Source organism: Ramlibacter paludis (genome assembly GCF_022012305.1).
Lineage (GTDB): Bacteria > Pseudomonadota > Gammaproteobacteria > Burkholderiales > Burkholderiaceae_C > Ramlibacter > Ramlibacter paludis.
Genome location: NZ_JAKLTM010000001.1, coordinates 546,179 through 559,394, shown reverse-complemented (window position 1 = coordinate 559,394; position 13,216 = coordinate 546,179). Strand labels below are relative to the sequence as shown.

12 protein-coding genes are annotated in these 13,216 nt (G+C 70.1%); 4 read left to right on the top strand and 8 right to left on the bottom strand.

What is annotated here, in order from left to right:
- Positions 1-6: 6 nt before the first annotated feature.
- The 4 genes from LZ009_RS02890 to LZ009_RS02875 all read left to right on the top strand — a co-directional run bounded on the left by LZ009_RS02890 (position 7) and on the right by LZ009_RS02875 (position 4,832).
- Positions 7-852, top strand: a complete 846-nt coding sequence (locus LZ009_RS02890) for a GNAT family N-acetyltransferase (protein ID WP_430300183.1) — start codon at positions 7-9, stop codon at positions 850-852.
- Positions 849-2,036 carry a lysophospholipid transporter LplT gene (lplT, locus tag LZ009_RS02885; protein ID WP_275696366.1) on the top strand — a complete coding sequence of 396 codons (1,188 nt, stop codon included), beginning with the start codon at positions 849-851 and terminating at the stop codon, positions 2,034-2,036. Before LZ009_RS02890 ends, lplT begins: the two co-directional genes overlap by 4 nt.
- Before the next feature lie 132 nt (positions 2,037-2,168).
- Positions 2,169-3,188 (top strand): serine/threonine-protein kinase, encoded by a 1,020-nt coding sequence (locus LZ009_RS02880; RefSeq protein ID WP_275696365.1) that lies wholly within the window; start codon positions 2,169-2,171, stop codon positions 3,186-3,188.
- A gap of 24 nt (positions 3,189-3,212) precedes the next feature.
- Positions 3,213-4,832 (top strand): FAD-dependent oxidoreductase, encoded by a 1,620-nt coding sequence (locus tag LZ009_RS02875; RefSeq protein ID WP_275696364.1) that lies wholly within the window; start codon positions 3,213-3,215, stop codon positions 4,830-4,832.
- Here LZ009_RS02875 and LZ009_RS02870 read toward each other — a convergent pair.
- Genes LZ009_RS02870 through LZ009_RS02835 form a run of 8 tightly spaced genes read right to left on the bottom strand, consistent with a single transcriptional unit; the run spans position 4,817 to position 13,168 of the window.
- Positions 4,817-5,521 carry an ABC transporter ATP-binding protein gene (locus LZ009_RS02870; protein WP_275696363.1) on the bottom strand — a complete coding sequence of 235 codons (705 nt, stop codon included), beginning with the start codon at positions 5,519-5,521 and terminating at the stop codon, positions 4,817-4,819. The two genes, LZ009_RS02875 and LZ009_RS02870, sit on opposite strands and share 16 nt — an antisense overlap.
- Positions 5,514-7,253, bottom strand: a complete 1,740-nt coding sequence (locus LZ009_RS02865) for a branched-chain amino acid ABC transporter ATP-binding protein/permease (RefSeq protein WP_275696362.1) — start codon at positions 7,251-7,253, stop codon at positions 5,514-5,516. The genes LZ009_RS02870 and LZ009_RS02865 overlap by 8 nt, the downstream gene beginning before the upstream one ends.
- Positions 7,250-8,113, bottom strand: coding sequence for a branched-chain amino acid ABC transporter permease (locus LZ009_RS02860; RefSeq protein ID WP_275696361.1), 864 nt, complete (start codon positions 8,111-8,113; stop codon positions 7,250-7,252). Before LZ009_RS02860 ends, LZ009_RS02865 begins: the two co-directional genes overlap by 4 nt.
- Before the next feature lie 4 nt (positions 8,114-8,117).
- Positions 8,118-9,320, bottom strand: a complete 1,203-nt coding sequence (locus LZ009_RS02855; protein ID WP_275696360.1) for an amino acid ABC transporter substrate-binding protein — start codon at positions 9,318-9,320, stop codon at positions 8,118-8,120.
- A 35-nt stretch (positions 9,321-9,355) separates the two neighbouring features.
- A complete protein-coding gene (locus LZ009_RS02850) occupies positions 9,356-10,324 on the bottom strand; it encodes a Bug family tripartite tricarboxylate transporter substrate binding protein (RefSeq protein WP_275696359.1) in 969 nt (322 codons plus the stop codon).
- Positions 10,321-11,484: a CaiB/BaiF CoA transferase family protein gene (locus LZ009_RS02845; protein ID WP_275696358.1), complete on the bottom strand. Its 1,164-nt coding sequence runs from the start codon at positions 11,482-11,484 to the stop codon at positions 10,321-10,323. Before LZ009_RS02845 ends, LZ009_RS02850 begins: the two co-directional genes overlap by 4 nt.
- Complete coding sequence (locus tag LZ009_RS02840; protein ID WP_275696357.1) at positions 11,481-12,281, bottom strand: citryl-CoA lyase; 801 nt, start codon at positions 12,279-12,281, stop codon at positions 11,481-11,483. The genes LZ009_RS02845 and LZ009_RS02840 overlap by 4 nt, the downstream gene beginning before the upstream one ends.
- Positions 12,278-13,168, bottom strand: a complete 891-nt coding sequence (locus LZ009_RS02835; RefSeq protein WP_275696356.1) for a dioxygenase family protein — start codon at positions 13,166-13,168, stop codon at positions 12,278-12,280. Before LZ009_RS02835 ends, LZ009_RS02840 begins: the two co-directional genes overlap by 4 nt.
- Positions 13,169-13,216: the final 48 nt, after the last annotated feature.

The following is a 13,216-nucleotide window of genomic DNA, read 5'->3' as shown; positions in this document are numbered from 1 at the left end:
GCCGACTTGCCGGACTGCGACACCGCCACCACCGCCACGCCCGCCGTCATGCGTGCGCCCTCCGCAACGGCGCGCCGGGCGCATGCGCCCGGCTTCGCCATCGAATGGGCGAACAGCGAAGCCGATTTGCGCGAAGCGCAGCGCCTGCGCTTCCGGGTCTTCGCGCAGGAGATGGGCGCGCACCTCGCGCCGCCACCCGGCACGCCGCCCGGCCTGGACGCCGACCGCTTCGACCCTTACTGCGATCACCTCCTGGTGCGAGCAGCGGCGCGTGTCGACGGCGAACGCGGCCCTGTCGTCGGCACCTACCGCGTGCTGCCACCGGCGCAGGCACGCGCCGCCGGCGGTTTCTACAGCGACGCCGAATTCGACCTCGCGCCGCTGGCGGCGCTGCGGCCGCGCGCGCTGGAGCTCGGACGCTCCTGCGTGGATGCGCGCTGGCGCAGCGGCGGCGTGATCATGGGCATGTGGACCGCGCTGGCCGGCTACATGGTGCGGCATCGCCTCGAAACGATGGTCGGCTGCGCCAGCATCAGCGTCGCGCCCGGCACCCTGCCCGCGCTGGCGCTGTGGGAGCACCTGCGGCACACCCACCTGGCGCCGCCGCACTGGCGGGTGCAGCCGCGGCATGGGCTCCCTGGCGCAGCGGCGCTGGACACACCGTCGGCGACGCCGGCGCCTCGCGGATTGCCCGAAGCCCCGCCCCTGGTCAAGGGCTACCTGCGTTGCGGCGCGCGCGTGCTCGGGCCGCCGGCGCTGGACGCGGCCTTCAACACCGCCGACCTGCCGATGATGCTGCGGCTGGCGGACATGGCGCCGCGCTACCGCCGCCACTTCCTCGCGACCGCGTGAACGACCGGCGCGACCTGGGCTGGGTGCTGGCCGGCCAGTTCCTGGGCGCGCTGGCCGACAACGCCTTGCTGCTGGTGGCGATCGCCTTGCTGGTGGAACGGCATGCGCCGGCCTGGAACGCGCCCGCGCTGCGCCTCGTCTTCTACGGCGCCTACGTGCTGCTCTCCGCCTTCGGCGGCGCGGCCGCCGATGCCTGGCCGAAGAAGCGCCTGTTGCTTGGTATCAACCTGCTCAAGGTGGGCGGCGGCGCGCTGCTGCTCACGCAGGTGAATCCCTTGTTCGCCTACGGCCTGGTCGGCCTCGGCGCGGCAGCCCATGCGCCCGCGCGCTACGGCATCCTGGCCGAGGTGGCCCAACCCGGCGCCCTGTTGGCCGCGAACGCGTGGATGGAAGTGGCGACCGTGCTGGCCCTGCTGCTCGGAACGCTGTGGGGCAGCCTGATGCTGGAGGGGGTGGCCGTGCTGCCGATGGCCGGCAGCACTGCGTCCGCGGCGGCGTGGACACTCGCCTGCGCCTACCTGCTGGCGGCGCTGTGCACGCTGCCCGTGCATGGCCAGGGTGCCAGCCAACCGCGGGCATTACGCCAGCCGGCCCTGTTGCTGCGCGAGTTCCTGCGCTGCGCGCGGCTGCTGTGGCGTGACCCGCAGGCGCGCGATGCGCTCGCCGTGACCTGCACGTTCTGGGCCGCCGCCGCAGTCCTGCAGTTCCTCGTCCTGCGCTGGGCGATCGAGCGGCTGGGTCTCGCCCTGTCGGGCGCGGGCTTGCTGCAGGCGGCGGTGGCTTGCGGAATGATCGCGGGCGCCGCGGCAGCGGGTCGCTGGGTGCGCGACGAGCGCATGGCGGCGCTGCTGCCGCTGGGACTCGCGCTGGGCGGCTTGCTGGCCGCGATGGCCCTCGTGCGCAGCGTCCCCATGGCCGCGGCGCTGCTGTTCGCGATCGGCACGCTCTCGGGCTTGCTGGTCGTGCCCGCCAACACGCAGCTGCAGCGGCGCGGGCTGGCGCTGGCGCACGGCGGGCTGGCGGTCGCGGTGCAGAACGGCAGCGAGAACCTGGCGTCGCTCGTGGGCCTGGCAGTGTACGGAGCCGCGGTCTGGCTGCACGCGGCCGTATTGCCCATGGTGGTGATGCTCGGCGCGCTGGTGATCGTGGCGATGGCGGGGACGGCGCGCTTGCGCAGCGCCTGAAACCGCTGCTTCCGCATCCGCGACGCGACGCGCGCCGCTACGCCTGTCGGAACCCAGCTGCCGCCTGGAGGAGCCCGGCGCCGCCGGGCGGCACCCCGCCCCAGAATGGCCGCAAACGAGTCGGAGGGGGCTATGGACCGCAAGAGCCTGGGACGCTACGAGATCGTCCGCGCGCTGGAGAACGCACCATGGGGCCCCGTCTACGAGGGCCGCGACGCCGTGCTGCAGCGCAAGGTGGTCCTGCACTGCGTGGACCTGCACGACCTGTCGCCGCAAGCGGCCCACGAATTCACGGAGCGCTTCCAGGACGAAGCCGCCGCCACCTCGCGCGTGTCGCACCCGGGCATCGTCGGCATCGCCGATTTCGGCCGCACCGACGACCTGGCCTACCTGGTCGTGCAGCACGTCGACGGCGAAACGCTCAAGGCGCGCCTGGAGCGCGGCGAACGCATGGCCTGGCCGGCGGCCGTCGCCCTGGTCAAGGACCTGCTCGATGCGCTGGGGCATGCCCACGCCTGCGGCATCGTGCATCGCAGCGTGCGGCCAGCGCACCTGCTGCTGGCCGACGGCCGCATCAAGTTGGCCGGCCTGGGCATGGCCTGCATCCAGCAATCCGAAGCAACCACCGGCGCCAAGCTGGGGGTGCTGGCCGTGGGCACGCGCTACATGTCGCCCGAGCAGGTGCAAGGACAGCCGCTGGAGTTCCGCTCCGACCTGTTCAGCGCCGGCGTCGTCCTGTACGAGCTGCTCACCGGCGCCTGCCCGTTCGAGGGCGACAACCCCTTCGCGACCATCCAGCGCATCGTGACGCTGCAGCCGCCCGCGCCTTCGCAGCTGGATCCGGCCTTGCCGGGGGCGCTGGACGCGATCCTCGCCCGCGCGCTCGCCAAGGACAAGGCGGCCCGCTTCGCTTCGGCCGCCGAATTCGGCCACGCGCTGGCCGCGCTGTCGCCGGTGAAGGTGCCGGCAGCGGAGCCGCAAGCGCGCGTCGAAAGCACGATCGCGCTGGAGCTCGAGCTCGAGTACTGGAAGGACATCAAGGAGTCGGAGGACGCCGCGGACTTCCTCGAATTCCTGAAGACCTTTCCCGCGGGGCGCTTCGCGCCGCTGGCGCAGCGGCGCCTGCGCCTGATGGGACAAGGCGCGACCTGACCCGGGCTTGGTAACCTCGGCGGCATGCAAGTGCTGGACACCGAGGTGCTGGTCGCAGGCGGCGGGCCTTTCGGCCTCATGCTCGCCAACGAGCTGGGGCGGCGCGGCGTGCGCACGCTGGTCGTCGACGCGAAGCCTTCGACCGCCTTCAATCCGCAGGCCAACGCCACGCAGGCGCGGACCATGGAGCACTTCCGCCGGCTCGGATTCGCGGACGAGGTGCGCGCGCTCGGGCTGCCCCCCGATCACCCGACCGACATCGCCTACTTCACGCGCTTCACCGCGTGGGAGCTGGCCCGCCTGACCCTTCCCACTGCGGCCGAAGCCGTGCGCAACGTGAAGACCCTGGCGGGCTCGTGGAGCGCGGCGGAGCTGCCGCACCGCGTCTCGCAGAAGTTCGTCGAGGCGGTGCTGCGCCGGCACGCGCAGGCCCTGCCCGCCAACGACATCCGCTATGGCTGGCAACTGCTGTCGTTCGAGGACCGCGCGACGCACGTCGAAGCCCTCGTGCAGCCGGTGGGGGCCGGCGCGCCGGTGCCGGTGCGCGCCAAGTACCTGGTGGGCGCGGACGGCGCGCGCAGCATGGTGCGCAACGCGCTGGGCATCGCGTGGGCCGGCCACTCCGGCATCAAGCGCGATTTCATGGGCGGCCAGATGTTCGCCGCGTACATCCGGGCCCCCGGGTTCTACGACGTGTTTCCCCATGCACGCGCGTGGATGTACGTGAGCGTCAATGCCGAGCGGCGCGCCTTCATGGCGTCAGTGGATGGACGCAGCGAGTTTGCCTTCCACGCCGCGGTGCATCCCGGCGAGGACGCGGACCGCTGGACGCCCGACGATGCACGGCGCGTGTTTGCCGAGGCGGTGGGGCGCGATCTTCCCATCGAGATCCTGTCGCTGGGCACCTGGACCGCCGGGCACTCGCTGGTCGCCCAGGCTTTCGGGAAGGGCCGGGTGTTCATCGGCGGCGATGCCGCCCACCTGTTCACGCCCACGGGCGGCCTGGGCTACAACACGGCGGTCGAGGATGCGGTGAACCTGGGCTGGAAGCTGGCGCAGGTGCTGCGCGGCGTGAGCGCGCCCAGCCTGCTGGAAAGCTACGAGATCGAGCGGCGTCCGCTGGCGCTGCGCAACACGGCGTATGCGCGCCGCTTCGCGGACTCGGTGGGCCTGTTCAGCGCCAGGCCGGAACTCGAAGCCGAGGGTCCCGCGGGCGAGGCCGCGCGCGCGGAGGCGGCGCGCCATCTGTCCGCGCATGTCCGCATGGAGTTCAACATTCCCGGCGTCACCTTCGGCGGGCGCTACGACGGCTCGCCGGCCATCGTGCCGGACGGCACCACGCCGCCGCCGGACGAAGCGAACGTCTACGTGCCCACGGCCTGTCCCGGCGGCCGCCCTCCCCACGCATGGCTGGCCGACGGCCGCTCGCTGTACGACACCTTCGGGCCGGAGTGGACGCTGCTGGTACTGGGCGGCGATGCGCCCGACGTGGCACCGTTCACGCGACTCGGCCTGGACCTCGCCGTCGTGCGCCACGAGGACCCCGCCCTGCGCGCGTTGTACGAAGCGCCGCTGGTGCTGATCCGCCCCGACCAGGTCGTGGCCTGGCGCGGCGCCGATGCAGCGACTTACACGCCCAGGTAGGCCTTCTGGATCTCCGGCCGTTCCATGAGTTCGCCGGCGGGACCTTCGGCGACGATGCGGCCTTCCTCCATGACATAGGCGCGTTGCGCAAGCTCCATCGCCATCGCCACGTTCTGTTCCACCAGCAGCACCGAGGTGCCTTCCGCATTGATCTGGCGGATGGCCTGGAACATCGACTGCACGATCAGCGGCGCCAGGCCCAGCGAAGGCTCGTCCAGCAGCAGCAACTGCGGCCGGCTCATCATCGCGCGGCCGATCGCCACCATCTGCTGCTGGCCGCCGGAAAGCGATCCCGCCGGCTGCGCCAGCTTCTGCTCCAGGGCCGGGAACAGCGCGAGCACGCGCGCGAGCGACTCCGCGCGCTGCGCCCGGGGACCAGGCAAGTAGCTTCCCAGCTCCAGGTTGTCGCGCACGCTCATGCCGGTGAAGAGGCGCCGGCCCTCGGGCACGATGGCGATGCCGTGCGTGCAGAAACGGTGGCTGGCCAGCTGCGTGATGTCCTGCCCGTTGAAGCGCAGCTGCCCCGCGCGCGCCCTGTGCAGGCCGGCGATCACGTTGATCAGCGTGCTCTTGCCGGCGCCGTTGGGCCCCACCACGCAGACCAGTTCACCCGGTTCCACGCGCAGCGACACGCCCCACAAGGCCGGCGCGGCGCCGTAGTTCACCTTCAGGTCGTCGACTTCAAGCATGGGCGGGTCGTCCCAGGTAGGCGCTCATCACTTCGCTGTCCTGCATCACCGCGGTGGCCTCGCCCTGGGCGATCAGCTTGCCGTGGTTCAGCACCACGATGCGGTCGGTGAGCGCCATCACGGCGCGCATCACGTGCTCGACGAACACGATGGTGGAACCCTGGTCGCGGATGCGGCGGATCAGGGCTATGGCTTCGTTGATCTCGCCCGGCGTCAGGCCCGAGAGCACTTCGTCCAGCAGCACCAGGCGCGGCCGCGCGGCCAGCGCGCGCGCCAGCTCGAGGAACTTGCGCTGGTGCAGGTTCAGGTCGTCGGGCAGCGCATGCGCGCGGGCCTGCAGGCCGGTGAACTCCAGCCACTTCCAGGCTTCGCGCTGCGCCTGCTGCCGGTCGAGCGCGGCGCAGCCGAACATCGCCACCATGGCCACGTTCTCCAGCACCGTCATGTGCTTGAAGGGCCGCGGGATCTGGTAGGTGCGGGCGATGCCGGCCTGCGCCATGCGGTGCGCGGGTTGGCCGGTGAGCACGCGGCCGTCGAAGACGATCTCGCCGCCGGACAACGGATAGTGGCCGCTGACGACGTTGATGAAGGTGGACTTGCCGGAGCCGTTGGGACCGAGCAGGCCGAGGATCTCGCCCTGGCGCACCTGGAGGCTGACCTTGTCGAGCGCCTGGACGCCCTTGAAGGATTTGGACAGGCCGCGCACTTCGAGCAAGGGCTTGCCGGTGACGACGGCGGGTGCGGCGGGGGCGGCGGATGCCGGAGATGGATCCCGGCTCGGGGCCGGGATGACGTTCGCCGGCTGCTTCTTGCGATGCACGAAGCCCAGGATGCCGTTCGGCATGAACAGGATCACCAGCACCAGGATCACGCCGACCGCGGCCTTGCCCGCCACGGCGTGGTCGCCGGCGGTGAAGAGATACAGCAGGCCGGTGATCGCCGCGGCGCCCACGGCGGGCCCGCCCCAGAAGCGCGTGCCGCCCAGCACGCTCATGAGCACGACCGTGAGCGGCACGGTGATGTTGAAGGTCTCGCCGGCCGTCACGTACGAGACGAACAGCGCGTGGATGCCGCCCGCCACGCCGGCCAGGCCGCAGGAGAGGGCAAAGGCGAGCAGCTTGTAGCGGAAGGTCGGCACGCCCATCACCTCGGCCACGTCCTCGTCGTCGTGGATCGCGAACAGGCCCGTGCCCAGCTTGCTCACGCGCACCCACCACGCCACCAGCAAGGTGGCGATGGCGGCCAGCAGGATCAGCAGGTACAGCGACGCGGAAGGAGTCGGACCGAGCGCCGGCACGGCCACCGTGTTCAGGTAGATCCCGGGCCCACCGTCGATGGGCGTGTTGAGGATGATGGTCGCCACCACGAAGGTGACGGCCAGCGTGAGCAGCGCGAACAGTTCGCCGCGCACCGCCTTCACGCGGAACACCACGAAGCCCAAGCCCAGCCCCAGCAGCGCGGGCACCGCGGCCGCCGCCGGCAGGGTCGCCAGGAAAGGCCAGTTGAAACGTCCCGCCAGCACGGCGGTCGCATACATGCCGATGCCGAACCATGCGCCGTGGCCGAAGGAGAAGTAGCCCGAGTAGCCCGAGAGGATGTTCCACGACAGCGCGAGCACCGCCCAGTGGCACACCAGGTAAAGGAAGGACTCGTAGAAGGACGGCAGCCCCAGCCAGGGCACGCAGGCCAGCGCCGCCCCGCCGAGGAGGATGCCGATGACGTTGCGGTTCATGCGCCGACCTTCGCCGGCCGCAGCAACAGCATCACGATCAGCAGCGAGAAGGACACGATCGGCGCCCAGGAGGGCGAAGCCACTGCCATGGTCACCGCCTCGCTCACGCCGATGATCACGCCCGCGACCAGGGGTCCGAGGGCGCTGCCGAGGCCGCCGAGCATCACCGCCGCGAACACGACGCCCACCCACGCGAAGATCTGCGACGGCGCCAGCGTGAAGGTCAGCGCGAGGCACACGCCCGCCACGCCCGCCAGCGCGGCGCACGCGCCGGCCAGCAGCAGCGCGAGCGAACGCGAATTCACGCCGAACGCCGCGGCGATCGGCCCGTCCTCCGCCATCGCTCGCATCGCCTTGCCCAGGTCGGTGTAGCGCATCGCGGCCCAGATGCCGAAGGACACGGCGAGCGCCAGCACCAGCGTCAGCAGTTCCGGCACCGGCACGTACAGGCTGCCCACCATGAACTTCATCGCGTTGTAGGGCGACTCGAGCTTGCGATAGTCGGCCGTCCACACGCCCTGGATGCCGCTTTCGATGACCACCGTGATGCCGAATGTGACCAGCAGAGAGTTGAAGGGCGAGATGGCAAAGCGCGACAGCACCCACTGCATTGCCACCCCGATGAAGAAGAACAGCGGCGGCACCAGCAGCAGCGCCAGCAGCGGGTCCATGTGCCAGCTGTGCGCCATCTGGTAGCTCAGGTAGCCGCCGAGGAACACGAGGCCGAAGTGCGACAGGTTGATCTGCCGCAGCAGGCCCCAGGTGAGTCCCAGCCCCAGGCCGATGAGTCCGTAGAGGGCGCCGATGAAGACGCCGGACAGGATGGACTGCGCCAGCAGGTTGAAGCTGGGAAGCGACATCGGCTCAGCGGACCTGCAGTCGCGCGCCCGGCGCCGCCCACGACTCGGGCCAGATCACCTTCCAGGCGCCGCCCTGCACCTGCTTGATCTTCATCAGGTCGTCGCCGTAGTTGCCCGGCCCGTCGAAGCGCAGCCGCCCCTGGATGGTGTCGACCTTGTTCTTGCGCAGGAAGGCGGCGATCTGCTTGTCGTCGAGGCTTTTCGCGCCGACCACGCCGGCCTCGAGGATCTGCCAGGCGGAGTACGAAGCCGCGGCCTGCACCTCGACGTGCGTATCGGGCAGGCCGGCCGCCGCCGCGCGCTGGTTGAAGGTGCTGACGAAGTCGGCGGCCACGCCCGAATTGGTGAACGGCGTGTGCTCCTCGAAGATCGTCACGGCCAGCGCGTTGGCGCCTTCGGGCGACTTGGTCATCGGGCCCGGCGCGGGATACAGGTGGAAGTGCAGCGGCGGCACGTAGTCGATCTTCTTCATCGCCTCCAGCAGCATGTTGCCTTCCAGGCCGATGTCGCCGATCCACAGCAGGTCGGGCTTGGCATCCTTCACGCGCGCGGCGATCGGGCCGAAGTCGCGGTTGCCGAAGTCCCATTCGAGGAACAGCACTTCCTTGTAGCCGCGCTTCTTGGCCACTTCGCGCCCGCCCAGCGACATGAAGTGGATCGACGGGAACTTGCTGGTGACGATGGCGATGGTCTTGGGCGGCTGCTTGGCCGTGGCCATCAGGTCGAACAGCGAGTTCGACACCGTGTTCTGCGGATCGGGGCCGAGCGACCAGGCCGGAAACTGCATGTCGTACTTGGCCAGCGAGGGAATGCCGAAGGTGTGGTGCACCAGCACCTTGTTGTAGCGCTGGGCCACGCCCATCGCCGACAGGATGGCGCCGGTGGCGTACGGTCCCATCAGCAGGTCGACCTTGTCGGAGGTGATCAGCTGCTCGTACAGCGTGCGCGCAAGTTCGGGCTTGGACTGGTCGTCCTTGACGATCCACTCCACCTTGCGTCCCAGCAGGCCCCCGCGCTTGTTCAACTGCTCCACGTAGATCTCGCCCACCAGCTTGTGGGTGAGCGCGGTGGCCGACAGCGGGCCGGTGAGGGCAAGCGTGCTGCCGATGCGCACGGGCGCGCCCGGCTGGGCCAGCACGGGGCCGGCAAGCAGCGCACCGGCGGCAGCGCCGGTGGCGGAAAGGATGCGGCGGCGGGAAATCGTCATGGCCTGGTCTCCTGATGTTTTTTCAGCGGAAGGAATCAATCCACCTGCGCGCCCGAGCGCTTGACCAGCTCGGACCACTTCGCGATCTCGACCCGGCCGAAGGCGGCCAGTTCGTCCGGTTTGAGCGCCGGCACTTCCAGGCCCTGCGCGGCCAGCTTGGCCTTGACCTCGGGGTTGGCGACGGCCTGGTTCACCGCATCGCGCAGCTTCGCCAGCACCGGCGCCGGCGTCGCGGCCGGCGCGTACAGCATGAACCACGCGACCAGGTCGAACTCGCCGAAGCCTTGTTCGCTGACGGTGGGCACGTCCGGCGCGGCGGCGCTGCGCTTCGCGCTCGACACGCCCAGCGCGCGCAGCTTGCCGGCCTTGATCTGCGGCACCACGGCGGCCGGGTGGTAGAACATGAACTGCACCTGGCCCGCCATCACGTCGGACATCGCCAGGCCGCCTTCCTTGTAAGGCACGTGCACCATCTCGCCACCCAGGCGCGCCTTGAGCAGTTCGCCGGCCAGGTGGCCCGAGGTGCCGTTGCCCGCGGAGGCGAAGCTCACGCCGCCCTTGGCCGCCTGCGCCTGCGCCTGCAGGTCCTTCAGCGACTTGAGCGGCGAATTGGCAGCCACCACCAGCAGTGTCGGCGTGTAGCCCGCGAAGCCGATGGGCGCGAAGTCCTTCAGCGCGTCGTACGGCATCTTGCGATACAGACCCGGGTTGATCGCATGCGTGCCCACCGTGCCCATCACGATCGTGTAGCCGTCCGGCTGCGCCTTGGCGACCAGGTCGGCGCCGATGTTGCCGCCGGCGCCGGACTTGTTCTCCACCACCACCGGCTGTCCGAGCGGCTTGGCCAGCGCCTCGGCAAACACGCGCGAAATGATGTCGGTGGTGGTGCCGGGGCCGAAAGGCACGACCAGCTTGACCGGGCGGGTCGGGAAGTCCTGCGCGAAGGCGGGTGCCGCCAGCGCGAAAGCGGCCAGGGTGGCCAGGACGGAACGGCGTAATGTCACTTCCTCGTCTCCTTCTGTACCTGGCCGCGCGGCCGCCAGCCGGCGCGCAGCTCCTCGTTGTGTTCGCCCAGCACCGGCGGCGCCGTCACTTCCAGCGGCCGCTGGCCGTCGAAGGAGACCGGCGAGCGCACCGTGCGGAAAGTGCCCACCGTGGGATGCTCGGTCTCGACGAACAGCTGCAGGTGCCTGGCCTGTTCATCTTCCGGTACTTCGGCGGTCGTGTACATGGGGGAATGCGGCACGTCGTTGGCGTCGAGGCGGCGGCACCATTCGGCGCGATCGTGGCGCGCGAACACCGGCCGCATCACCGAGATCAGGTCTTCCTGGTTCTCGATGCGGGCCTGGCGGCTGGCGAAGCGCGGGTCCTGGAAGATGTCCGGGCGCTCCATGGCCGTGGCCAGGCCCTGCCAGAACTTCTCGGGCGAGGACATGTGCAGCGCGATCCACTTGCCGTCGCCGCACTCGAGCACGTACGACTGCGACACGCTCGGCCGGCTGAACGGGCCCATGACTTCGTCGGCCGAGAACAGGTGCTGGAAGGCGTCGAGGTTGAAGTGCGTCATGGCCTCGAACATCGACAGTTCGACCTTGCGCGCCGTGCCGGTGCGCTCGCGCTCGTAGAGGGCGCCGAGGATGCCGTAGGCCGCGTAGAAGCCGGTGACGAAATCGGCGATGGCCGGACCAACCACGCGCGGATTGGCCGGGTTCACCAGCAGCCGCAGGTAGCCGCTGGCCGCCTGCGCGACGCTGTCGTAGGTCGGGCGGTGCGCCGCCGGGCCGGTCGCGCCGAAGCCGCTGATGGCGCAGTAGATCAGCTTTTCGTTGATCCCGCGCAGCCGCTCGAAGCCGGTGTTGATCTGCTCGGCGAAGCCGGGGCGGAAATTCTGGATGTAGACGTCGGCATCCTTCACCAGCGCGTCGAACTGCGCCAGGTCCGCCGGCTGCTTGGTGTTGAGCGTGATGCTGCGCTTGTTGCGGTTCACCGTCTGGTAGTGCGGTGAGTAGAGCCCGCCCTTGAAGGCGCGGAAAGGGTCGCCGGTGCCGGGCAGTTCCACCTTGACCACGTCGGCGCCCAGGTCCGCCAGCAGCATGGAGGCGGCGGGGCCGGTGATGAAGGTGCCGTGCTCCAGCACGCGCACGCCGTCCAGGACCTTGATCACTCTGCCGCTCCCGGCATCTCGCCCGTGTACTGGAATTCGCGCGTGGCCTGGTAGGAGAGCGCGAAGCCGATCGGATCGGCCAGCTCCTCGTTGAGGTGCGCGATCAGGCTGGCGGTGCGCGCCAGCATCGGCACGCCGCGCAGCGCGTTGACCGGGAAGCCGACGCCCAGCAGCACCGCGGGGATCGCCGCCGACACGTTGAGCTTGAGGTCGCGCCCCAGGATGGCGGGAATCACGTCCTCGACCACCTTGGCGATCTCGACGAAATGCTGGCCGCCACCGGCGCGCGCCGAAACTTCGAACAGCGCATCGACGCGAGGATCGCGGCGCTTGTGTTCGGGATGGCCGTAGCCGGCGATGGGAATGCGCTTCTCGCGCTTTTCCGCCACGACCGCGTGCGCGGCCGCGCGCAGGTCGCCGCCGCTGGCTTGCGCGCGCTCGTCGATCTCGACGAACAGGCGGCCCGCGGTTTCCGATGCGCCGAGGATCACCGAGCCGGAGCCGAGCAGGCCGGCCGCCACCGCGCCTTGCATCGCATCGGGCGCGGCCGCGAGGGTCATGCGCGCGGCCTGCACGCTGGGCACGAGGCCGTGTTCCGCGATCGCCACCAGCGTGGCGTTGAGGACCGTGCTGGCCGCCGCATCGGGCTTGCGGCCGGTGAGCAGCAGGAAGAAGTAGTCGCCGAAGTTGACCTTGCCGATCAGCTCGCGCGCCAGGTCGTGCCCGCGCACGACGATGGTGTCTTCGTTGGAGGTGCAGATCGCCGAGCGCGGCACCGTGGCCTTGCCGATCTTCACGCGGTCCTCCCGGACGGCACCAGCCGGAAGTCGTACTTCGCCGTGTAGAACGGCTTGTCCATCGTGCGCCCGTCGGGCGCCTTGCCCGGCGGATGCTTGGGAAAGTCGACGATCAGGCTGTTGCGCACGCCGAAGACGGCGTCGGAGTCGAGGTAAGGGCTGTCCTTGACGAAGATGTGTGTCACCAGCCGCTCGTGGCCCGGCGCGTTCAGCATCATGTGCATGTGGCCGGGGCGGTTGAGGTGGCGGCCCATGCGCGCCAGCATGCCGCCCACCGGCCCGTCGCCGGGCACGGGGTAGAAGGTCGGCTTGATCGACCAGAAGCGGTAGTTGCCTTCGGCGTCGGTACGGAACTGGGCGCGCAGGCTCATGCTGTCGCCCTTCTGCATGTCGTAGAGGCCGCCCTCGTCGCCCGACCAGACATCGAGCTCGCAGTTTGCCAAAGGCTTGCCGAAGGTGTCGGTCACGCGGCCGTGGTACAGGGTGGGCTCGCCCAGGCCTTCGCCGATGTCGGCGCCCAGCTCCTTCTTCGGCGCGCCCGGCCAGAAGAACGGGCCTTGCACGGTGGCTTCGGTCGGACGCTCGCCGGGCTGGTCGGCCAGGGCCTTGGCGCCGCGCGCCTGCTCCAGCGCCACGACCAGCATCGACATGCCCAGCGTGTCCGACAGCAGGATGAACTCCTGCCGCTTCTCGTCGCACTTCTTCCCGGTGGCGGTGAGGAACTGGATGGCGTCCATCCACTCGTCGGGGGTCAGGTCCACTTCGCGGGCGAAGGCATGCGCGTGGCGAACCAGTGCGCTCATCACCTGCTTGAAACGGGCGTCCTTGCACTCGCCCATGCGGTCGATCACGGCCTGCGCGAAATCTGCGGCTTCCAGTTGCGCCATGCTTACCTCCTGCGGTTGCGGCGGAGTCTAGGTCGGAGCGGCCCAGCA